At 61.7% G+C, this 20,901-nt stretch carries 15 protein-coding genes and 9 pseudogenes; 15 read left to right on the top strand and 9 right to left on the bottom strand.

All coding sequences use genetic code 11. The annotated features are described in order from the left end of the window. Window positions 1–82 precede the first annotated feature (82 nt). From D3879_RS14505 to D3879_RS27080, 3 genes and pseudogenes are all read right to left on the bottom strand, one after another. The gene (locus D3879_RS14505; protein WP_119955027.1) at window positions 83–1,849 is read right to left on the bottom strand and encodes a SulP family inorganic anion transporter; all 1,767 of its coding nucleotides are present in this window, start codon (window positions 1,847–1,849) and stop codon (window positions 83–85) included. 30 nt (window positions 1,850–1,879) lie between these two features. Beyond that, window positions 1,880–2,467, bottom strand: a pseudogene (locus D3879_RS27630) (calcium:cation antiporter). 220 nt (window positions 2,468–2,687) lie between these two features. Further along, a pseudogene (locus tag D3879_RS27080) lies at window positions 2,688–2,924 on the bottom strand (calcium/proton exchanger); the annotation flags it as partial. Between the two features lie 274 nt (window positions 2,925–3,198). Here D3879_RS27080 and D3879_RS14495 point away from each other — a divergent pair. From D3879_RS14495 to D3879_RS27855, 3 genes and pseudogenes are all read left to right on the top strand, one after another. Continuing rightward, window positions 3,199–3,408, top strand: a complete 210-nt coding sequence (locus tag D3879_RS14495) for a hypothetical protein (RefSeq protein WP_119955026.1) — start codon at window positions 3,199–3,201, stop codon at window positions 3,406–3,408. Between the two features lie 303 nt (window positions 3,409–3,711). Then, a pseudogene (gene arcD, locus D3879_RS14490) lies at window positions 3,712–5,086 on the top strand (arginine-ornithine antiporter). A 23-nt stretch (window positions 5,087–5,109) separates the two neighbouring features. Then, window positions 5,110–5,255: pseudogene (locus tag D3879_RS27855) on the top strand (CHAD domain-containing protein); the annotation flags it as partial. Here D3879_RS27855 and D3879_RS26695 read toward each other — a convergent pair. Beyond that, window positions 5,248–5,559 (bottom strand): annotated as a pseudogene (locus D3879_RS26695) (site-specific integrase); the annotation flags it as partial. The pseudogenes D3879_RS27855 and D3879_RS26695 sit on opposite strands and share 8 nt — an antisense overlap. 152 nt (window positions 5,560–5,711) lie before the next feature. Here D3879_RS26695 and D3879_RS14480 point away from each other — a divergent pair. From D3879_RS14480 to D3879_RS14470, 3 pseudogenes are all read left to right on the top strand, one after another. Continuing rightward, window positions 5,712–6,370 (top strand): annotated as a pseudogene (locus D3879_RS14480) (hypothetical protein). Between the two features lie 123 nt (window positions 6,371–6,493). Then, window positions 6,494–7,919 (top strand): annotated as a pseudogene (locus D3879_RS14475) (IS1182 family transposase). Window positions 7,920–8,037: 118 nt separating this feature from the next. Further along, window positions 8,038–8,423, top strand: a pseudogene (locus D3879_RS14470) (transposase); the annotation flags it as partial. 226 nt (window positions 8,424–8,649) lie between these two features. On the opposite strand, the gene D3879_RS14465 reads toward D3879_RS14470, so the two are convergent. Next, window positions 8,650–9,018: a DUF5064 family protein gene (locus D3879_RS14465; RefSeq protein ID WP_119955023.1), complete on the bottom strand. Its 369-nt coding sequence runs from the start codon at window positions 9,016–9,018 to the stop codon at window positions 8,650–8,652. A gap of 902 nt (window positions 9,019–9,920) precedes the next feature. Here D3879_RS14465 and D3879_RS14460 point away from each other — a divergent pair. After that, window positions 9,921–10,142: a DUF6691 family protein gene (locus tag D3879_RS14460; RefSeq protein WP_119955022.1), complete on the top strand. Its 222-nt coding sequence runs from the start codon at window positions 9,921–9,923 to the stop codon at window positions 10,140–10,142. A gap of 21 nt (window positions 10,143–10,163) precedes the next feature. Next, window positions 10,164–10,967 carry a sulfite exporter TauE/SafE family protein gene (locus D3879_RS14455; RefSeq protein WP_119955021.1) on the top strand — a complete coding sequence of 268 codons (804 nt, stop codon included), beginning with the start codon at window positions 10,164–10,166 and terminating at the stop codon, window positions 10,965–10,967. A 43-nt stretch (window positions 10,968–11,010) separates the two neighbouring features. On the opposite strand, the gene D3879_RS14450 is transcribed toward D3879_RS14455, so the two are convergent. Further along, complete coding sequence (locus D3879_RS14450) at window positions 11,011–12,414, bottom strand: MATE family efflux transporter (protein WP_119955020.1); 1,404 nt, start codon at window positions 12,412–12,414, stop codon at window positions 11,011–11,013. Between the two features lie 87 nt (window positions 12,415–12,501). Here D3879_RS14450 and D3879_RS26315 point away from each other — a divergent pair, with 87 nt between their 5' ends. Then, on the top strand, window positions 12,502–12,711 hold the full coding sequence (locus D3879_RS26315) for a hypothetical protein (RefSeq protein ID WP_147411155.1): 210 nt from the start codon (window positions 12,502–12,504) through the stop codon (window positions 12,709–12,711). A 10-nt stretch (window positions 12,712–12,721) separates the two neighbouring features. Here D3879_RS26315 and D3879_RS14445 read toward each other — a convergent pair whose 3' ends face one another. Further along, window positions 12,722–13,642 carry a LysR family transcriptional regulator gene (locus tag D3879_RS14445; RefSeq protein ID WP_119955019.1) on the bottom strand — a complete coding sequence of 307 codons (921 nt, stop codon included), beginning with the start codon at window positions 13,640–13,642 and terminating at the stop codon, window positions 12,722–12,724. Window positions 13,643–13,726: 84 nt separating this feature from the next. Between D3879_RS14445 and D3879_RS14440 the strand changes: the two genes are divergently transcribed. The 6 genes from D3879_RS14440 to D3879_RS27495 all read left to right on the top strand — a co-directional run bounded on the left by D3879_RS14440 (window position 13,727) and on the right by D3879_RS27495 (window position 19,281). Next, complete coding sequence (locus tag D3879_RS14440) at window positions 13,727–14,788, top strand: LLM class flavin-dependent oxidoreductase (protein WP_119955018.1); 1,062 nt, start codon at window positions 13,727–13,729, stop codon at window positions 14,786–14,788. 64 nt (window positions 14,789–14,852) lie between these two features. Further along, window positions 14,853–15,851, top strand: a complete 999-nt coding sequence (locus D3879_RS27075) for a flavin reductase family protein (RefSeq protein ID WP_238474253.1) — start codon at window positions 14,853–14,855, stop codon at window positions 15,849–15,851. Window positions 15,852–15,924: 73 nt separating this feature from the next. Further along, a complete protein-coding gene (locus D3879_RS14430) occupies window positions 15,925–17,313 on the top strand; it encodes an MFS transporter (RefSeq protein ID WP_119955017.1) in 1,389 nt (462 codons plus the stop codon). A 24-nt stretch (window positions 17,314–17,337) separates the two neighbouring features. After that, complete coding sequence (locus D3879_RS14425; protein ID WP_119955016.1) at window positions 17,338–17,751, top strand: GFA family protein; 414 nt, start codon at window positions 17,338–17,340, stop codon at window positions 17,749–17,751. Further along, entirely contained in the window at window positions 17,748–18,854 is a 1,107-nt protein-coding gene (locus D3879_RS14420; RefSeq protein ID WP_338014884.1) for a YeiH family protein, read from the top strand. Before D3879_RS14425 ends, D3879_RS14420 begins: the two co-directional genes overlap by 4 nt. 46 nt (window positions 18,855–18,900) lie before the next feature. Beyond that, a complete protein-coding gene (locus D3879_RS27495) occupies window positions 18,901–19,281 on the top strand; it encodes an MBL fold metallo-hydrolase (RefSeq protein WP_119955015.1) in 381 nt (126 codons plus the stop codon). Here the strand turns inward: D3879_RS27495 and D3879_RS14410 are convergent. Further along, window positions 19,224–19,889: pseudogene (locus D3879_RS14410) on the bottom strand (substrate-binding domain-containing protein); the annotation flags it as partial. The gene D3879_RS27495 and the pseudogene D3879_RS14410 overlap by 58 nt on opposite strands. 52 nt (window positions 19,890–19,941) lie before the next feature. Further along, window positions 19,942–20,901 (bottom strand): HlyD family secretion protein, encoded by a 960-nt coding sequence (locus D3879_RS14405; protein ID WP_119955014.1) that lies wholly within the window; start codon window positions 20,899–20,901, stop codon window positions 19,942–19,944.

Raw genomic sequence — 20,901 nt, 5'->3', positions numbered from 1 at the left:
CAGACATCCGCTAAGGCATAATTGCCCTATAGCGGCCTTCGCAGAGGGGATCACTCGTCACGAATTCGCAGCGTGATTGGGACTACGGCGTCCAGTCGACACGATGCTCGTCAAGGTAGGCGTCCACCGCCGCGCCTATGGTCGGGTGGAACACCTCGCTGCCGATCCGTTTCAGCACTTCAAGGCGCAGCAGTTTGTCCTTAACCGGGTCCTTCATTTCGGCGAAGCGCAGCTCCACGCCTTCCGCGCGCAGCGATTGCTCCAGCTCCACCAGCATGTCGGCGGAGGTAACGTCCACGCTGGTGACCGGCTCGGCCGCTACCACCACCCGGCGCACCGGAGTCGGTGACTGGGCGACGGCCTCCAGGATGCAGTTCTGGAACAACTCGGCATTGGCGAAGAACAGTGGCGCGTCCCAGCGGAACAGCACCAGTCCGGGCACCAGGCGAGCGTGAGGATAGCGCGAGATGTCGTGGTAGCCGCGAATGCCGTCGACGCGCCCGAGCACGGTGTAGTGGGGCCGCCAGCCGTCCCAGAGGAATTCGATCACCGCCACCACCACCGCCAGGCCGATGCCCGGCACCGCTCCCAGTACGGCAACGCCGACGAAGCAGACGATCGACAGCCAGAACTCCCAGCGCTGGATGCGGTAGATACGGCGCAGATCCTTGAACTCGAACAGGCCGATGGCGGAGGCGATCACTACGGCTGCCAGGGCGCTGTTGGGCAGGTACTGGAGCAGGTTGGGAGCGAGTAGCAGCAACAGCGTCACGCACAGGGCGCCGACCACGCCGGTCAGTTGAGTGCGAGAACCTGCCGCTTCGGCAACCGGGGTTCGCGAGGAGCTGCTGCTGATGGGGAAACCCTGGAAGAGACCGGCTGCCAGGTTGGCCACTCCCAGGCCGACCATTTCCTGGTTCGGGTCTACCTGGGTACGGGTCTTCGCCGCATAGGTGCGTGAGAGCACGCTGGTGTCGGCGAAGGACACCAGCGCCACGGCGAATCCGCCGATCAGCACCATGGATAGGTCACTCAGGCCGATCCAGGGCAGCGTGAAGCTCGGCAACCCCTGCGGCAATGGGCCCACCACTTTCACCGCGTGGCTGGTATCCAGGCTGAAGAGGCCCACTACCACGGTCGCGGCCAGCACCGCGATGAGAATGCCCGGCACGCGCTCGTAGCGTTTGAGCAGCAGGATTACACCCAGGGTACTTGCGCCCACGGCAAAGGCGTACCAGTTGGCCTGGCCGTTGAGTAGCGTTCGGATCAGGCCCAAGGTGTCCCGGAGTGGGCCGGCACTGTCGATGGAAATGCCAAACAGCTTGGGCGTCTGGCTTATCAGCACGGTCAGCGCGATGCCGTTCATGTAGCCGTAGCGAATCGGCTTGGACAGCAGTTCGGTGATAAACCCCAGGCGCAGCAAGCCGGCGCCGATACAGACCAGCCCGGAGACCAGCGCCATGGCGCTAGCCAGGGTGATGGCGCGCAATGGATCCCCCCCGGACAGCGGTAGCACAACGGCAAGGATGATGGCGACCAGCGCGGAATCCGGGCCGAGTACCAGAATGCGGCTGGGTCCGAATAGCGCATAGGCGAGCAGCGGAACGATGGTGGCGTACAGGCCATAGATGCCAGGCACTCCGGATGCCTCGGCGTAAGCAATGCCCACCGGCACCAGCATGGCAGTCAGTACCAGGCCCGCCAGCAGGTCCTTGGGTAGCCAGGAGGGCTGGTACTCACGCAAGACCTGCAGGCCCGGCAGCCAGCGTCGCCAGCCGACCGGGCCAGAGCCGAGGGGGCGCGGCAGGCGCCCGGGCTCAGTGGGTTGTGTGGACCGGGCATCGCTCATGGACTGTTCCTGTCTTTGAGTGGGAGTGACTCAGGACGCCGACACGTCGGGAGTGAAGAAGAAGGCCAGGCCGAGGATCAGATACACGGCAAGCAGCTGCACGCCTTTGAGCCAGTCCGAGCGACCATCGCCCGCTACCTGGCCGGTAATCAGCACCGCCAGCAGCACACTCAGTACCAGCCCCCCGGAAAAGGCCAGGTCCATGGGCGAGGGGCCGATGACATAACTGGCGAGTACCAGAACCGGTGCGATCAGCAGGGCCACCTGGACGCTGGAGCCGATGGCGATCTACAGCGACAGATCCATGCGGTTCTTCATGGCGACCGAGATGGCCGAGGCGTGCTCGGCGGCATTGCCGAGGATGGCCACGACAAATACCCCGACGAAGAGGTTGCTGAGGCCGAGCTGACTGGCGCTCGGCTTGATGGTGGCCACCAGGATCTCGCTGATCCAGGCGATCAGCAGGGTAGCCGTCCCGAGCACCAGCAAGGCCTTGCCCTTCGGCCAGAGGTGCGCGTGATCTTGGCTCTGCTCGATGCTGGAAGTGCCGGAAAACAGGTTCTTGTGGGTAATCAGCGAATACACCAGGAACAGCCCATAGACCAGCAGCAAAACCATAGAGATGTACAGGCTGAGTGCCTGGAGGCCTTGTGGATTGCGGGTCGCAATGACGGCGTTGTAGGCGGCCGGCAGGATGAGGGCGATGGTGGCCAAGGTCAGCAGGGTTGCCTGGGAGCGGGCTCCCGAAGCGTTGTATTGCTGTTCGCTGTGGCGCAGCCCGGCCCAGCACCAGCAAAATGTTGCCGACGATGGACCCTGCGATGGAGGCCTTCACCACATCGTGGAGATCCGCGCGCAAGGCGCTGAGGGCAATGATCAGTTCGGTGGCGTTGCCGAAGGTGGCATTCAGCAACCCGCCCACACCTTCGCCGGAGCGCTCCGCCAGTTGCTCCGTGGCCAGGCCCAGCCAGCCCGCCAGCGGCACGATGGCCAGGGCTGCCGCCAGGAAGACCAGCAAATGGAGGTCCGCCGCGAGTTGTTCCAGGGCTATGGCGATGGGGACGAAGACCAGCATCCAGTTGAGCATCGGGGCTTTCCTCATGCTGGCGCGAACTGATTCGGAAACGATGAACATCCGCTAAGAATGGCTCGCTTTCCGTGGCCCGTCTAAAGGGACGCGCAAGTCAACCGAGAGGCAGTCACAGCGGGCCAACCACTCGCGCTGCCAGTTCTGTGAAGCATGTTTGCCCCGCCGGGGGAAATAAAGCCTTGCAAGGTCTTGTGCCTTCCGATTGTTGGCTAGACTGAAATTCTTTCGGTATCGCTTGCCCATATTTTGGGAGCATCAGATGCACCTATCGATCGAACTGGTCTCCAGGCAGGACCCGCCCACCTGGCTGGTGCATGCCTGTGGCATGAGCTTCAGCTTCTCGGACCCAGCCTCCGCGGCGGCTTTCGCGGCCAAGCTGGAAGAGCGCGTGAGCGCCCCCCACCGTCTTCCGCCGGAGATTCAGAAGCACTGGGCCGCCGAGCATTTCCGCATGCTTCGCAATTCCTAGCGTCCTCGGCGATTCGAATGGCAGTGCCCGGCTGCGGGGCAAGGGTTGCGTCGAAGCAACTCCCAGCAGCACATGAGCAGTCAGTTCGGTGGTGAGTGCCATTCGAACGATCAGGCTGTGCATTACGACCGTTGCCTGGCGGCCGACCACTTGGTCAAACGATACCGTTTCGGCAAGGAGAATTAGATGGTCGACTCCGTCAGCAAGATCGACAAAGACTCCCCGTCTCACAAGGAAACCCAGATTGCCGCGTCCAGCGACAAGTTGAAGGTCGGCGCGCTGATTGCTCTGGTGGTCGGCTCCATGGTGGGTGGCGGGATCTTCTCATTGCCGCAGAACATTGCCGCGAGTGCCAGTGCGGGCGCGACCCTGATCGGCTGGCTGATCACCGGGGTCGGCATGCTGATGCTGGCGTTCGTGTTCCAGACCCTGGCCAACCGCAAGCCAACCCTCTACGGCGGGTTGTATGCCTATGCCAAGGCTGGGTTTGGCGATTACATGGGCTTCTCCTCGGCCTGGGGCTACTGGATTCAGCGGCAGGATCGGCAACGTCAGCTACATGGTGCTGCTGTTCAGCACCCTGGGCTACTTCTTCCCCCTGCTCGGTGAGGGCAACACGCTGCCAGCCATCGTATGCGCCTCGGTGCTGCTCTGGCTGCTGCACTTCCTGGTGCTGCGCGGGATCAAGGAGGCCACCTTCATCAACACCATCACCACCATCGCCAAGATCGTGCCGCTGGCGCTGTTCGTCGTGATTGCCGGGGTGGTCTTCAAGCTGGACGTCTACACCAGCGACTTCTGGGGCGCCGGCAACAGCGACCTTGGCACGGTGATGAACCAAGTGCGCAATATGATGCTGGTCACCGTCTGGGTGTTCATCGGCATCGAGGGCGCGAGCATTTTCTCCGCTCGCGCCGAGAAGCGCAGCGACGTGGGCAGGGCTACGGTGGTGGGCTTCGTCGGCGTGCTCCTGTTGCTGGTATTGGTTAATGTGCTGTCCCAGGGGATCATGGCCCAGGCGCAGCTAGCCGGGTTGAAGAACCCTTCCATGGCCGGTGTGCTGGAGCACGTGGTGGGCCACTGGGGCGCGGTGCTAATCAGCGTCGGTTTGATGGTCTCCTTGGCTGGGGCGTTGCTGTCCTGGACCTTACTCTGCGCCGAAATCCTGTTCGCCAGCGCCAGCGCCAGCGCTCACACCATGCCGGAGTTCCTGCGCAAGGAGAACACCAACAAGGTGCCGGCCAACGTGCTGTGGCTATCCAACGGGCTGATCCAGCTGTTTCTGATCCTCACCCTGTTCAACAGCTCCAGCTACCTCAGCCTGCTGTACCTGGCGACCTCGATGATCCTGGTGCCGTACTTCTGGTCCGCGGCCTACGCCTTGCTCCTGGCCGTCCGTCGCGAGACCTACGAGCAGGACAGCGGCGAACGCAGCAAGGACCTGGTGATCGCGCTGATCGCTGTGTTCTACGCCTTGTGGCTGGTGTATGCCGCCGGTGTGCAATACCTGCTCCTGTCGGCACTGCTTTACGCACCAGGGGCGATCCTCTTCGCCAAGGCCAAGCGCGAACTGGGCCAGCCGGTGTTCACGGCTGTGGAGAAGGTGATCTTCGTGGTGGTGGTGATCGGCGCCCTGATCGCAGGGTACGGCCTTTACAGCGGCTTCCTCAGCCTCTGACCATGGCTACCCGGGAGGTTGCAGTGTCATTCGCAAACACTGTGGTGGCTCGGGTGCTGGAAGTAGAAACCAGTCTTTACCACGCTCGTGCTCGCCTAGAGGCTGGGACGGATGGGAAGCGCTTCATGACCTAAGGATCGGCCTCCGGCGCCTTAGGCGCCTGCTCCGGCAGAGGGAGTGGTTTGTTCGGTGATCTCAAACTGCACCGGTCGCTGCGTCTTCTGCTGTAGCACGATAGCCCTCGTGGATACCCGGTCACCATGGGCAATATCACGAACTTGTAGCTTTACCAGATCACATGCTCGCAGTTTGCTGTCGATTGCGAGTTCGAACAGCGCTAGGTTGCGGACGTTATTCGCCAGCTCTAGACGTGCTCTGATAGCCCAAATGTCTTTTAGGTGGAGTGGATTTATTTGCCCAATGAGCTTCCCTTTGTTCCAAGGTTGCCGGGCTGAGGTAGCGGGAGCATTCAAGGTAGGACCTCCACTTGTCGGAAGGTCAAGTTTGGAGCTTTCCGAACAGTGGGGCGGGAGCATCCGCAGGCGGGGCTAATGATCCGGATCCAGAAACAGTGGGCGTCTGCTGATTGAGGAGTCGGCTCACAACGGGATTGAAGGAGGGCGCAATGGATAGGTCCAGTGAGGAGAGACGGAGGCGGATTTTCGACCCCGTCGACCGCGTTACCGAAGTGATTTTCGGGCTGCTCAAGGCGATGACTTCGTGGGGGCACTGAGCGTGGCCACGGACGGCCGCGAGGAAGCGCGAACAATGTTGATCGCGGCCTTTGGCTGCAACCTGGCCTGGGGGCTGGCCGATGCTGTTATGTATCTACTACGTACGTGGACAGATCGTACTCGCAACCGAACCCTGCTGATCCGGTTGCAAGACGGTGCAGGTTCAGAGGAAGGCCAGGCCCTGATCGCCGATGTTCTTCCACCGCGCATTGCGGCTGTGGCGGGCACCGATGGGTTGGAGATGCTACGTCGTCGCTTACTTGACTCCGGCGTGCCAGTTCGCTCGCGACTGGGCCTGGATGACCTCATGGGGGCCCTTGGCACTTTCCTGTTGGTCGTGCTGGCAACCTTTCCGATTGTCATCCCATTCCTGCTGCTGAACGAGACAGCTTTGGCGATCCGCACCTCCAACCTAGTGGCGTTGGGAGTGCTGTTTGCCGCTGGCTGGATACTGGCTCGCCATTCCGGTGGCAATGCCTGGGGTAGCGGGGCGGCAATGGCGCTTGTCGGTACTGCGCTGATGTCCGCAATCATCGCGCTAGGTGGTTGATTAGCGAAGAGTCTCGAAAGTGACGTGGGCCTTGTGATTGTCTGCTTTTGGCCCAGGCTGTGTAAAAACGTTAGCATCGACCTTGCTGTGATTTGATGGATTCGAAATCAGTGGGGGACGCCATTGAAGCGTTTTATCCAGGGAGAGCATCGAGGCCAAAGTGCGCTGCTTCCCGAGAGCCTGGATGACTATGTGGCGGACACCAACCCGGTACGAGTGGTCGATGTTTTCGTCGATGAACTCGACCTTGGCACGCTGGGTTTCGACGGCGTCATCCCGGCGGAAACCGGCAGACCGGCCTACCATCCTGCCGACCTGCTGAAGATCTACATCTACGGCTATCTCAATCGCATCCAGTCCAGTCGCCGTCTCGAACGCGAGGCTCAGCGCAACGTTGAGTTGATGTGGCTGACCGGACGTTTGATGCCGGACTTCAAGACCATCGCTAACTTCCGCAAGGATAACGGCAAGGCAATCCGCGGCGTCTGTAGGCAGTTCGTGGTGCTGTGCCAGCAGCTTGGCTTGTTCTCTGAAGCGCTTGTAGCCATCGATGGCAGCAAGTTCAAGGCAACAACAACCGCGACCGCAACTTCACCAGCGCCAAGCTTCAGCGGCGAATGGAGGAGATCGAGTCCAGCATCAATCGCTACCTGACCGCACTGGATACTGCAGATCGTCAGGAACCTCCCGTGGCGCAGGTCAAAGCCGAACGCCTCCACGACAAGATCGCGACCTTGAAAGCTAAGCTGCAGGAGCTCAAGGAAATCGAGGTTCAGCTCGACGAAACACCGGATAAACAGATCTCCCTGACCGATCCCGATGCCCGCTCAATGAAGACCCGAGGCACCGGAATGGTCGGCTACAACGTGCAGGCGGCGGTCGACGCGAAGCACCACCTGATCGTGACGCACGAGGTCACGAACGACGGGGTTGATCGAGACCAGCTGAGCTCCATGGCCAGGCGCGAGAGACCATGGGTGTCGAGACGCTCTCGGCGGTCGCAGACAGAGGGTATTTCAAAGGCGAAGAAATCCTGGCGTGCCATGAGGCTGGAATCACTGTTTTCGTGCCCAAGACGCTGACGTCGGGAGCGACAGCGGCTGGCCGCTTCGGCAAAGGTGATTTCATCTATGACGCAGCAAAGAACGAGTACCGATGCCCTGCTGGGCAAAGCCTGATCTGGCGGTTCTCAAGCATCGAGAAAGGGCTGAAGCTGCACCGCTACTGGAGTTCGCACTGCCAAGGTTGTGCGTTGAAAGAGCAATGCACACCGAGCCCACAGCGCCGGGTGACTCGCTGGGAGCATGAGGCAGTGCTCGAGGCGATGCAGAGTCGCCTGGATCAAGCGCCCGAGATGATGCGGATCCGCCGCCAAACGGTTGAGCGCCCGTTCGGCACGCTGAAGTCTTGGATGGGTGCCACCCACTTCCTCACCAAGACTATCGACCGAGTGAGTACCGAGATGAGCCTGCATGTGCTCGCCTACAATCTCAAACGCGCGTTGAACTTACTGGGCAGCGGTGCCTTGATGGCAGCGATGAAGGCCTGAGGCCTGCTTTATGAGTCCTGTCCCCCTCTCAACGGCGTGCCGAAGCCAAAAATGTGATCTGGCCTGATGATTCTGGACACCCCTGAAGGACGGTAAGCTACCGCTCAATGACGAGGTGTTGCTTGTGGGCAGAAGACAATTTTCCACCGATTTCAAACGGGACGCGGCTTGCCTGGTACTGGATAAACAGTATTCGGTGGCAGAGGCTGGCGAAGCGATGGGCGTGGGGCCTACAGCTCTTCGCCGGTGGGTTGAACAACTACGCCAAGAGCGCAACGGCAAGACTCCCGAGAGGTCCAAGGCCATGACGCCTGATCAGCAGCGCATCCAGGAGTTGGAAGCGAAAATTCGGCGGATTGAGCGCGAAAAGGAGATCTTAAAGAAGGCTACAGCTCTCTTGATGTCGGACTCCCTCGATCGGTAAAACTGATCGACGAGTTGAGCGAGCAGTACCCAAGGATCGAGTTGTGCGGCGTGTTTGGGATAAACCGCAGCAGTTATTACCAGCGGCTGAAACAGGGCGTCACCGTGAACTGCATGTGCTCCGGGTCTTATTCGAAAGCGTAGTTTAGGGAAATACCTCATGCGAACCCTGCGAAAGACACTGGATGACGCTCGCTGTCTGCTTGTTGCTCAGCTGCGGTGTCGGGCGGAAATCGATCACGTCCTGCTCGCCGCAGGGCGTGCTACGAGTAGGCATGTAAGGTGATCTGCATGGATGACCTCACACTCAGCGACCGTCTTTCTCGAGGTTGTCCAGGTTTACCGGCTCGCCCGGTTTGGCACCGAGCTGGTTGCGAATATCCTCAAACATCGCGTCGTATTCGGAGTGGCTGCGCATGATGGGACCGGCGTTAGCGGGCAGGCCATGCTTGACCGCGGCCTTGGCCAGCAGGCTGGCGAAGTTGAAGGCGGTATCGCGGTGCATGTCGAACTCTTCAATGAACTCTCGGCCCGACACATGTCCGACCATCTTGAAGTGCATCAGCATGCCTTCCTTGGGGTCACGACGAACCTCATAGAAGACGTCGATGTTGAATTCCGGTATGCCTGGAATTCCGGGGGTATTAGCGCGATGGAGATGACCGGGTGTGAACATGCGATGCTCCTGTTTAGTCTGATTCAGTGAGTCCAATGCCCACCGAATCAGGCTTCTAATCTAGGTCAGCGTCGCTGGGTGACCTTGCCGTGGATCAAGGACTGTTCGGAATGTGCGAAGCTCCCCAGCAAGTATTCGGATGGTCTTAGGTAAGATTAGCGGGCGCCTGACGGGCTGCAAGTCGGGTAACGGCATCACGTATGTTCGTCATTCTTGCCAGAGCCAAAATGGGATACATGGCGTTTCATTACATTAATGACGGTGGCGGTCATCACGGCGGTTGATACCCAGAACATCAGAATGCCACTGCCTGACGCCAGCGGGCTGAGCAGGCGCCACTGCGGCGACAGCACCAGGTCACCGTAGCCCAGGGTGGCAAACTCCTCGAACTCGCCGCCACAGTCACCTGGGTGGCGTCAGTCCCGAGGCGTTTGAACGCGCCTCAATGTGAGGCTGGGAAATGTCTACGGTAGTGGGGGTAGTCCAGAACTGGAAACCATTTGAATTGTGTTCGGAGTTTCAGCACGGGTTTGTGTTGGCTATGGATTCCTTCCTCGCTGCAAGCACGGCCTTGGTTCCTTTGTTGGGGCTTCACTTTTAGATGGTGAAGACTTCCATCCAAAGGAAGGTGCTGGCGCGGTTCGGTGAGGAGATATCCCGCCGTTGGCATCAGTTGATACCAGCCTCTCTGCTCCCCCAAATCTTGCGCATGGCCATATTGTCTGCCTCCACTTTAAGCTCGTTTACCGGAATCTTGAGGTGGTGCACACCGTTGTCTCCCGTGGTGGCATATCGCCTACCATGATGTTCACTTGGATGGAATGATCAGCATGGGCATTTGCCCTGCATCCCGGATGCGCTGCATGCTGGCAAATCCTTCACCTCCTGGGAGGGAGCTAGCCATGAAAACCTTCTTCTCCTGGATTGCCGGGCTTGTGTTTGGTATCGGGTCGCTGGTGGCCGGAATTTGCCCGGGACCAGTGCGGGTATTGCTGGGCTCGGGAGCCCTCAAGGGGGCCGTGTTTGTCATTGCCATGTTGGGCGGTATGGGGCCGCTCGAATGGCTTGAGAGTGAAAAATACTGTGGGCTGCTGGCTCCGACCTCCGTGGGCAAACCCACCTAAACCTGGGCTGGGAGCCCGACCATGGCAATTTCACTCATCCTTGGCATATTGGTGGGGGCCGTGCTTGGCCTGACAGGCGCCGGCGGAGGCATACTCGCCGTCCCCGTGCTAGTGGCTGGCATGGGCTGGCCCATGCAGCAGGCTGCACCGGTGGCATTGGTTGCGGTAGTAGGTGGCGCTGTGATCGGTGCCCTGGAAGGGTTACGCAAAAGGCTGGTGCGCTATCGGGCAGCGATTTTGATGGCGGTGACTGGTGTGCCGTTTACCGCCGTGGGCCTCCACGTTGCGCAGGTACTCCCTCAACGTTGGTTGATGGGGCTTTTCGGTATCACAATGTTGTTTGTAGGTGTCCGCCTGCTCATGCAGAGGCACGAGTTGGCATCCATGAGTCTTGAAGTGTCGATGCGCACTTTAGGTCGTGTCGACCCGAAAACTGGTCGGTTTCAGTGGTCTTGGGGCACGGGGTTTCTGTTGGGTAGCATTGGGGCGTTTGCGGGCTTCTTGACTGGGCTGTTGGGGGTTGGTGGTGGTTTTGTCATCGTGCCCATGCTTCGTCGGTTTACAAATGTTTCGATGCATGGAGTCGTTGCCACCTCTTTGATGGTTATTGCTTTGGTAGGCACTGGGGGGATTGTGGTCGCGCTGACTAATGGCGCAGTGATGCCCGTAAAAGCCACGGTGCTATTTGCGCTAGCAACAGCCCTGGGCATGGTCGTTGGGCGACAATCCCTAAAACGTCCAGAATTTACGTTTTTACACAGCCTCGACCGGAAGCGGACCTTCACGACAGGCAGCTACCGGCCAGAAGCGGCCGGTCACAAATAGCCCGAACCGAATCAAGAAGTGCAGTGGATACATGCAGGAATGATCAAGTCGGCTGGATGCGCCGCATCAAAGCAGCAGTGGTGCGCGGCCAGCCCACAGGGCCGAACCACGCGCCGCCGGCAATCGTGGAAGCGATGACAACGCCGTATGCCACCAGTGCCATGCCCTGCGCAACGAACACGTGCACCAGGTCGCCGCCCCAGCGCAACGCCAGCCATCCACCGAGGCCGGCCACGGCCAGGCGTGCGAGGTTGCCCATCACTGGCCAAAACAGCCGCCCCGTGCCTTGTGATGCGAAGTACAGCACCTGGCCAACGCCGAAGAAGCCGTACAGCGGCGCGACTGCATGCAGGTATTGGGTGCCGGCCTCAAGCATGGCGGGCTCGTTGCCGAACAGCATCAGCCAGGAACGTGGGAACATCGCCGCTGCCAGACCGATCGCTTCGGTGATCGCAAAGACCATCGCGGCACCGACCCATGCGGCCTTGAGGGCGCGCTCGCGGTTGCCGGCACCGATGCAGGTACCGACGATGGCCAGCAGCGGTGCGCCAAAGCCAAATGCCAGGGGCACCAGCAGGTACTCAAGGCGCGCGGCGGTGCCGTAGCCCGCAATCGCATCTGGCCCGAACTGCCCCGACAGCGCCGTCGCGATGCCAATCGACAGATTAGCGGCCACCGTCGCGATCGCACCGACCAGACCAATGCGCAGGATGTCGCGAAACAGTGGCCAGCGAAGCCGTACGCTCATCAGCTTCGGCTTGAGTAGGCTGCGCGGCGAGCGCAGGTACATCCAGAGCACGAGCGTACCGCCGAGGTAGTACAGGAGCAGGGCCGCCGCGCCACCGGCAATGCCCATGCCGGGAACCGGCCCCCAGCCGAAGATGAGCAAGGGCGACAGCGGGATAAGCACTACAGCACCTGCGACAGTCACGTTAGCGGGCACTGCCATGTTGCCGGTGCCCCGGATTACCGCAGACAGCGCGTTGAACAGCCACACCAGCACGGAACCTGCAAATACCCAGTGCGAGTAGACCAACGCCGCCTCCAGCGACGCCCCGGTGCCCCCCATCTGCGCATACAACCACCGCCCCCCCAGTAGGAGTATCACCGTGAATGCAAGGCCGAAACCGAGCGCAATGACCATCGCGTGCAACACCAGAGCATCGGCATCTTCCCGGCGTTGCGCGCCAAGGGCTCGCGCGATCGACGAGGCGATGCCACCTCCTATCGCACCTGCGGAACTCATCTGCATCAGCATGACAATCGGAAATACCAGCGCCATTGCGGCCAGCGCGTCGCTGCCAAGCTTGCCGACGAAATAGGTTTCGATGAGGCCAACAGAGGCCTGCACGATCATTACCAATACGTTGGGCGCCGCCAGTCGCAAGACGGTCGGCACGATGGGCGCTTCCAATAGCAGGCGTGTGCGCGGATCAATGGCGGTCATGGTTGTCCCCTGTGCGTTTTATTGTTTGGGCTTGACCTCCATTGGATTGGTAGTTGTGCAATGAGTAAAATGAATTCTTGAGAATTCATGTATGCAAAGTATGCATGTCAATGTCTTCTACCAGGCCACCCCGACCTTGAAACACGCAGCGTCATCTGCCCAGGTGTACGTGGTGCGGTATTCAATGCCATGGGCTATGCATCAATGAAAGACCTGGCTGGCAAAGGCAAGGTGGTGATTCCCACTTTCGCCGACAACATCCGCGCCAGCCCAGCAATCACTCAAAACGCTGCATAGGCTGGGTCACTCACGGGAGCTGAACCGCGCAGCTCTTCACCTGTTCGCGCAACCACTGCAAACCCGGATCGGCATCGAACCGCGAGTGCCAGTACGCCACCAGCTCGGGCGCTGGGAAGTCGACTGGCGGCTCGTGGCAACTGAGACCGAAGGTTGCAGCGAACGCCTCGGCGATGGGCCCCGGCAGGTTGCAGATGTAGCCGGTCTGCGAGGCGATCACCGGCATCGCCATGAAGTTCTGCACCAGTACGCCAATGCGCCGCGCCAACCCTTGGGCCTGTAGCGTCTGGTCGATAATGTTGCCATCCCGTTGATGCATTTCGATCATCACCTGCGGCCTTTCCAGGTAGAGGTCGAGCGGGAAGCGCCCAGGCGGAAGGCCTTCACGCTGCCAGATCAGGGTGAGCAACGAAACGGTGGTGATTGGCTCATGGCGCAGGCCCGCGCCCAGCGTCATCGGCGAGCTGATGATCAGGTCGATCTCGCCGCTTTCCAGCAGCGCTGCAACCGTACTGTTCGGTGGCAGCGGCACCACCTCGATCATTACCCCCGGTGCCTCACGGGCGATGTGCTGGATCAGCCGCGGCAGGATCAGGAACTCGACGAAGTCGCCGGAGGCGATGCGGAACTTGCGCTGCACCGCTGCCGGCACGAAGGGCGCAGAACCTTGCAGCACGTCGTCCAGACGGGACAGCGCGTCGCGCACCGGACCGATCAGTTCGGCCGCGCGTGCCGTCGGCACCAGGCCGCCGCGCCCGATCACGAACAGTTCGTCGCCAAGACGCTCACGCAAGCGGCGCAGCGCATGGCTAACAGCCGATTGGCTGAGCGACAGGCGCTCGCTGGCGCGGGTGACGTTCTGGGTTTCCCACAGAGTGGCGAAGACCACCAGCAGGTTCAGGTCGAGGGTTCTGGTATTAATATTGTGCATTCCTCGAATGCTACATATTCACTTCCTTCATCGCAAAGGCTTTGTTGTAGTGGTTCCACAGTTCCACTGCGCGAGAGCCCCACCATGAACAACAAGAAACCCCTGCAGATGGGTTGGTTCATTCCAACCATTGGCGATACCACTGCCTTCAGCGATCCGAGCAAAAGCATTCCCCAGTCCCTCGAGCATTTCGAGCGGGTAGCCTTCGCCGCCGAACAGGCTGGGTTTGATTACGTACTGGTCCCCGTTACGCCCTTCTGCTGGGATGCCTGGGTGACCGCCTCGTTCGTGATCGCCCGCACCCAGAAGCTCAAAGCCCTGGTGGCGGTGAAGCCCGGCTTCATCCACCCGGTCGCCCAGGCCAAGATGTTCGCCACCTTCGACCAACTGTCCAAGGGGCGTATCTACATCAACCTGATCGCCGGCCTCAGCGAGAAAGACGCCTACGCCGAGGGCCAGATCGCTTCCAAGGAAGGGCGCTACGAACAGCTGGAGGAAGAAGTCGAGCTGATGAAACGCCTGTGGACCGAGGAAGGCGTGGAATACGAAGGCAAGTACCACCAGGCACACGGCCCGAAAGTCATACCAGCCCCCTTCCAGCAACCGCACCCGCCGTTCTTCCTCGGCGGTGGTTCGGAGCATGCAGCAGAAATTTCCGCCAAGCACTCCGCCGTACACCTGTTCTGGGGCGACTACCCGGAGCGCATCGCCGAACAGATCAAGGAAATGCGCGAACGCGCCGCCAAGTACGGCCGCGGCGAGGATATCGAGTTCGCCATGCGCCTGCAGATCATCTGCCGGGAAACCGAAGAGGAAGCCTGGGCCGCGGCAGATACCTTGGTCAACGGCGCCGATCCGACCTGGACCGAACAGGTCAAAACCATGATGGCCGAGTCCGTTGCCAACCAACGGATGAAAGAACTCTCCAAAACCGTCGGCCGCAAGATGACTCCGCACCTGTGGACCGGCATCACCGAAGTGCGCCCCGGTGCCGGTATTGCTGTGGTGGGCAACCCGCAGCAGGTCGCCGACCAGTTGCTGGCGTTCGTCGATGCCGGTTGCAGCGGTTTCTGCCTGTCCGGCTACCCACACCACGAAGAAGCCGAGCGCTTCGGCCGTCTGGTCATGCCGCTGCTCAACCGCTGAGCCACTCCGATCCAACAACAATCAGCCGCCGCCGGCCCGTCCGGTGGCGGTGGAGTACCCGTCGATGAACACCTCCCTCTTCGATCCCAAGCAGTTCCGTCAGGCGCTCGGCGCCTTCACCACCGGCGTGACCATCGTCACCACCCAAGGTCCGGACGGCCAGGACTATGGGCTGACCGCCAACAGCTTCAACTCGGTGTCGATCGACCCGCCGATGGTGTTGTGGAGCATCAACAAGGATTCCTCGTCGGCGCACGCCTTCACCGAAGGTTCGCACTTCGCCGTGCACATCCTGGCAACCGATCAGGAGCCGCTGTCCAACCGCTTCGCCAAAAGCGGCACTGACAAGTTCGCCGGTCTCGACCTGCAACGCGGCCCCAGCGAGATTCCGCTGCTGGATGGCTGCTCGGCGCGCTTCCAGTGCAAGACCACCTATCAGTACGAGGGTGGTGACCACATCATCCTGGTCGGTGAAGTGCTGGCGTTCGACCGCTTCGACAAAGCGCCGCTGGTGTTCCACAGCGGCGGCTACCGACGCCTGGTGCCACCAGCCCCACGTGGCGAGGAAAGCGTGATCTACGGCGAAAACTGGCTGGGTTTCCTGCTCGGTCGCGCCTATTACCAACTGCAACTGCCGATCCGCGAGCAGTTGAAAGCGATGGGCATGCAGGATCAGGACTTCGAGCTGCTCGGCATCCTCAGCTTCAGCGAAGGGCGGACCCTGGACGAGCTGCGCCAACTGTTCGAATTCACCGGCAAGGCATTGGCCGAGGAACAACTGGCCACCTGGTTGCAGAAGGACCTGCTGATCTTGCAGGACGAGCGCGTGATGTTCACCGACAAGGGCCGTCAGTTGGCGATCCAGTGGCTGGCCTTCGCCAAGGCCGCCGAGATGAGTGCCCTGGAAGCGCTGTCCTACGACGAAGCGCAGCAACTCAAGCTGCTGATCGGCCGCGTCATCCAGCACACCGGTGCCGAGCTGCCGGCGCACTGGCGCAAGGAAAACATCTGGCAGGACAACAACCTCTGGCAGCAGCCCGACGCCATCCCGGCGGCGCGCTAACGCAGCACCGCGACGGCGGCCTGCCCGCCGCGCGGCCTCGATTACAAAAACAAGCCATTGAGGTGAACCGTCGATGTCCAGCACCACGACTATCCAGGCTCCGGTTATGACCAGCTCGGCGCCCTACCTGCCGAGCCGCGGCCAGGCCAACTACGCCCTTGGCGTACTGCTGCTCGCCTACGTCTTCTCGATCATGGACCGCCAGGTGCTCAGCCTGCTGGTCGGGCCGATCCAGCAATCACTGCACGTCAACGACACCTGGATGGGCATGCTCCATGGCTTCACCTTCGCCGCCTTCTACTCCTTGGCCGGCCTGCCGATCGCGAGGCTGATCGACCGCGGCAACCGGCGAATGATCATCACCGTCGGCATCGGCCTATGGTGCCTGGCCACCGCCGCCAGTGGCCTGGCCACGGAATTCTGGCACCTGCTGCTGGCACGCGTCGGCGTGGCGGTCGGCGAAGCGGTGCTGCTGCCGGGCGCCGTGTCGCTGATCAGCGACCTGTTCGTACCGGAGAAACGCGGCCGCGCCCTCGGCGTGTTTGGCGCCGGCGGCCCGGTCGGCGTTGGCGCTGGTCTACTCGCCACCGGTCTGGTGCTCGGCTACTTCAGCGCCCATCCCCTGACCCTGCCTTTGCTCGGCGCCCTGGCGCCCTGGCAGACCACGCTGATGTCGATCGGCCTGCCGGGCCTGATCGTTCTGTTGCTGATGTTCGGCGTGTCGGAGCCGCGACTGGATCGCGCCGGACCGACGACGCCGACTTCGGTGGCGCCAAACGTGCCACTGGGTGAAGTGCTGGCGTTCCTGCGCGCCAACCGGCGCACCTTCGTCGCCATCGTGATCGGCATGGGCTGCTACAACGCCGCGGTGTACGGCGGCGGCGCCTGGGTCCCCAGCTACCTGGTCCGCGAGTTCGGCTGGAGTTACGCCAAGGCCGGCACTGTCATGGGGCTGATCATGTGCGTCAGCTCGCCGCTCGGTGTGCTCGGCGCCAGTTGGCTGGGTGAATACTGGCGCCGCCGCGGCGTGGCCAATGGCAACCTGCGCGTGGCAGTCCTCGCCAGCATCCTCCTGCCGCTGTGCGCCACACCGCTACTGCTGGCGCCCAGCGCCCCTCTGGCACTGCCGTTCCTGGCCCTCTCCGCCGCCCTGTGGGTCTGCCTGTTCGGCATCGGCCCGGCGTTGATCGTCGAAATAGCGCCCGCGCCGATGCGCGGACAGTTCATCGCCCTGTTCACCGGCGTGCTCAATCTGGTCGGTGTTGGCATCGGCCCGCTGGCTATCGGCGTCATCACCGACTACGTGCTGGTCGACCCCGCCGCCATTGGCTACTCGATCCTGATCGTCACGCTGATCGCCTGCGCCCTGGCGTGCCCGCTTCTGCTTCGCGCCCGGCACAGCTTCAAGCACACCGCCCTGCGGGCCCGCGAATGGCAGCCCGCCAGCGCTACCGCGACCTAACCCCTCCAACTGAAGAGAACGCTCATGAACACTATCAAAGGCAGCTGCCTGTGCGGCGGCATCCACTACTCCAGCCACCTCGCCCCGCTGACCACCGCCGTCTGCCATTGCAGCGACTGCCAGAAACAGTCCGGCAGCGCCTTCTCGGTCAACGTGCTGGTGCCGGCCGAAGGCTTCCTGGTCGAGGGCGCGAGCCTCGGCTGCTACGCCAAGCCCGGCGGTAGCGGCCTACCGGTCAAGCGTTACTTCTGCACCAGCTGCGGCTCGGCGCTGTACTCCGAAGTCGCCGCGATGCCGGGCGTAATGGCGGTCAAGGCTGGCACCCTGGCCCAGCCGGCCAGCGCCACACCGAAGCTGCACCTGTGGTGCGCCTCGGCACAGCCCTGGGTGGCCATCGACCGCGCGTTGCCATGCTTCGAGCAGGCACCCACCGAGTGAAACACTGCGACCCGGCTGACGGCCCGCCGCAGCCGGGCGAGCACGAGACGACCACCATGATCAAAGACACGCACTGCGCCGCCCCCGTCAGCGGCCCCCGGCAGCTGCTGGTTCGCCTGCAGACCCTCGGCCCCGGACTGATGGTCAGCCTGGCGATCGCCATGGCCTCGGCCTTCATCGCCGACCACTACGGCGGCCCAACGCTGCTCTATGCGCTGCTGTTCGGCATGACCTGCCATTTCCTCGTCGAGGATGGCCGCTGCCTGCCCGGCATCGAGTTCGCCTCACGGACCATTCTGCGCCTCGGTGTGGCGCTGCTCGGTGCGCGGATCACCCTCGAGCAGATTGGCTCGCTTGGCCTGGAAACCGTGCTCGCCGCCGTGCTAGCCGTCGCCGCGACCATCTGCGTCGGCTGGATCAGCGCGCGACTGCTCGGCCAGCGTGCCGACTTCGGCGTACTCACCGGTGGCGCCGTGGCGATCTGCGGTGCCTCCGCGGCGCTGGCGATCTCCGCGGTGCTGCCCAAGCACGAGAACAGCGAGCGCGACACTCTGCTGACCGTGGTCGGCGTCACCGGCCTGTCGACCATGGCGATGATCAGCTACCCGATCCTCTGCAAGCTGCTGGGCATTTCCCCCGAGCAGACCGGTATCTTCCTCGGCGGCACCATCCACGACGTGGCCCAGGTGGTCGGCGCCGGCTACATGATCTCGCCGGCCACCGGCGACATCGCCACCGTGGTCAAGCTGCTGCGCGTCGCCTTGCTGGTCCCGGCAGTGGTTGTGGTGGCGTGGATGTTCCGCCGCCAGCAGGCGTCCTGCCAGAGTGGCAGCGAATGCCGACGGATTCCGATGGTGCCGGGCTTTCTGATCGCCTTCGTGGTTCTGGTGGCGATCAACAGCACCGGCGTCATACCGCAGGTAGTAACCAGTGGCATGAATGACCTGTCACGCGGCTGTCTGGTCATGGCCATCGCTGCACTGGGGATGAAGACCTCGCTGCAGAAACTGGCGCAGGTTGGCTGGCGACCGATCGTCATGCTGGTCGGCGAAACCGTCTTCCTCGCGGTCCTGGTCATAGGCTTGCTGTTCCTGGCGCGCTGATGACGCGAGCCACACGTTCTCCATCTTGGATCCAGGACATTCAGCCATGACACCCACTGTCGAAGCCTTCTTCGATCCGCGCAGCAATAGCTTCAGTTATGTGGTCAGTGACCCACACAGTGGCCGCTGCGCCATCATCGATCCGGTGCTGGACTACGATTCCGCCACCGGGCGTATCTCTCACACCAACGTCAATCGCCTGATTGCCCACGTGCGCACGCAGGGGCTGTGCGCGGAGTGGGTGCTGGAAACCCACGTCCACGCCGACCACCTGTCCTCCGGCACAGGCTTCCATGACCACCGCGGTATGAAGCGCAAACAGTCCATCGAGCAGGTGCGCTGGGATCTGGCTTTACGCTATCGGCTGATGGAAACCGTGGTGTCCAGCACATGCAGGCCGAATTCGTCGGCGAGCTGCATGCCGTAGGCGCCCTTGAGGAAGATCGCGTCGATGTCGCCGCGCAGCAAGCCAATCAACTCCTGATTGCGCCGACGCGGGCGATTGCCGCGCAAACGCACCTGGGCGCCGAACACATGGCGCACCGGGTCATCGCTGTGGCTGCCGCCGTAGGGATAGTCGACTAGTTCGACATCGGCAACGCATAGGCCCTCCAGGCTCAAGGCGTTTTCCAGGCCGCGCAGGGCCGTGGCCCGGCTGAAGTCGATCTGCACGTTGGCCCATTTCGGTAGACCGAAGCGCCGGTTCTTCAGATCGCGAATGGATTTCACCTGGCTTTCCGGGGTGGTCACTATCAGCTGCACCTCATCTGTCCAGGACAGGCCAAGCAGGCGCGTTTGGGCGCCCGCGGCGCGGGCCCAGATGGCCGGAATATTGCCGCCATGGCGCACGGCATTGGGCAGATGGTGATCGAAATGCGCTTCGCGAACCTCTTTGTCGCTGGATTCGCGCAACGCTCGGATACTGGTGCCATAGGGACGAAAAGCGTCCGCCAGGCGACCGGATTCGACGGCAATCCCAAGCCCGGTGGGAACCGGGCTGTGGGTATACCAGAGGGTTTCTAGGGGTTTGCTCATGGTTTACGCCTAGGGAAGTCTTTTCAGACTTCCCTTTTTTGAGCTGCCGTGCTCAGTGAAACGGGAAGATGTAGTTCATCCAGGCGGCCATACGCAGGAGGATTTTGCGCATCACCGCAACATGGTGGAAATGCTTGCTATACAGCGCCGCCTGCCCGTACGAGCCTCCCGGCATCAGCTTGCTGTACTGCGCGTATTCAGGGTCGGTGATCTCGATGACTACCGGCACCCGGCCCGGCGGTGGAGAGCCGGTGTAACTGATTAGCGTGCCTGAAGGCTGTATCTGTCCTTCACCGATCACGGCGATCACGCTCTTCACCTTGCCCTTGAACACCTTGCCGGGGATGCCGTCGAAGGCGACTTCGGCCTCGTCGCCGGGCGACAGGCGCAGTTGACTGTTCTGCCGCATCCAGGCGGTGAAGTAATGGCCCTCGTCGGGGATGAAGACCATGGAAGGTCGCAGCGGCAATTTGGTCGCCATCATTCCTGCGCGCAGTGAGACGTGGGTGACGAAACCTTTGCTCGGCGCCCGCACAACGGTGTGGTCCAGTTCAAACTGGGCGATGTTCTGCTGCGCCTGCAAGTCTTCCACGCGAGCAGTGGCGATATCCTGGTCTCGGCGATTGCCTACGTTGCGTTTGAACAATTCTGTGGCGCGGAAAAGATCAGCTCTGGCCGAGACCAGTTGCGCCTTGAGGGATTTGACCCGGTTCTCGAAGGGAGTCGGGTCGATGCGAAATAGCACATCACCCTTTTCCAGCGGTTGATTGGTCTGCACTGGTACTTCGATCACTTGGCCGCTGACCACCGGTATCACTGGGACCGTGACGAAATACGAACGCGCCACCTCCGAGTACGGGTGGTTGTAATTCATGATGAAGATCAGGGCGCCAATCAGCACCACCCCGCCGAGCGCAGCGGTGGGCACCGACCACTTGTTCAGCGGAATGCGAAAGATCTTGAAGATGGCAACGCAGAAGGCTGTGTAGGTGAGGATAAGTAAGAGATCCAT

Source organism: Pseudomonas cavernicola (assembly GCF_003596405.1).
In the GTDB taxonomy this organism is placed as follows: Bacteria; Pseudomonadota; Gammaproteobacteria; order Pseudomonadales; family Pseudomonadaceae; genus Aquipseudomonas; species Aquipseudomonas cavernicola.
The sequence above is the reverse complement of the archived record's forward strand: the minus strand, read 5'-3'. Positions and strand labels throughout refer to the sequence as shown.

Excerpts from the sequence above, each read along its gene's own strand:
- D3879_RS14425 (WP_119955016.1), top strand. The coding sequence starts at position 17,338 with ATGAACACTATCAAAGGCAGCTGCCTGTGCGGCGGCATCCACTACTCC.
- D3879_RS27075 (WP_238474253.1), top strand. The coding sequence starts at position 14,853 with ATGAACACCTCCCTCTTCGATCCCAAGCAGTTCCGTCAGGCGCTCGGC.
- D3879_RS14455 (WP_119955021.1), top strand. The coding sequence starts at position 10,164 with ATGGCAATTTCACTCATCCTTGGCATATTGGTGGGGGCCGTGCTTGGC.
- D3879_RS14505 (WP_119955027.1), bottom strand. The coding sequence starts at position 1,849 with ATGAGCGATGCCCGGTCCACACAACCCACTGAGCCCGGGCGCCTGCCG.
- D3879_RS14430 (WP_119955017.1), top strand. The coding sequence starts at position 15,925 with ATGTCCAGCACCACGACTATCCAGGCTCCGGTTATGACCAGCTCGGCG.
- D3879_RS14465 (WP_119955023.1), bottom strand. The coding sequence starts at position 9,018 with ATGTTCACACCCGGTCATCTCCATCGCGCTAATACCCCCGGAATTCCA.
- D3879_RS14450 (WP_119955020.1), bottom strand. The coding sequence starts at position 12,414 with ATGACCGCCATTGATCCGCGCACACGCCTGCTATTGGAAGCGCCCATC.
- D3879_RS14445 (WP_119955019.1), bottom strand. The coding sequence starts at position 13,642 with ATGCACAATATTAATACCAGAACCCTCGACCTGAACCTGCTGGTGGTC.
- D3879_RS14405 (WP_119955014.1), bottom strand. The coding sequence starts at position 20,901 with ATGGATCTCTTACTTATCCTCACCTACACAGCCTTCTGCGTTGCCATC.
- D3879_RS14495 (WP_119955026.1), top strand. The coding sequence starts at position 3,199 with ATGCACCTATCGATCGAACTGGTCTCCAGGCAGGACCCGCCCACCTGG.
- D3879_RS26315 (WP_147411155.1), top strand. The coding sequence starts at position 12,502 with ATGTATGCAAAGTATGCATGTCAATGTCTTCTACCAGGCCACCCCGAC.
- D3879_RS27495 (WP_119955015.1), top strand. The coding sequence starts at position 18,901 with ATGACACCCACTGTCGAAGCCTTCTTCGATCCGCGCAGCAATAGCTTC.
- D3879_RS14460 (WP_119955022.1), top strand. The coding sequence starts at position 9,921 with ATGAAAACCTTCTTCTCCTGGATTGCCGGGCTTGTGTTTGGTATCGGG.
- D3879_RS14440 (WP_119955018.1), top strand. The coding sequence starts at position 13,727 with ATGAACAACAAGAAACCCCTGCAGATGGGTTGGTTCATTCCAACCATT.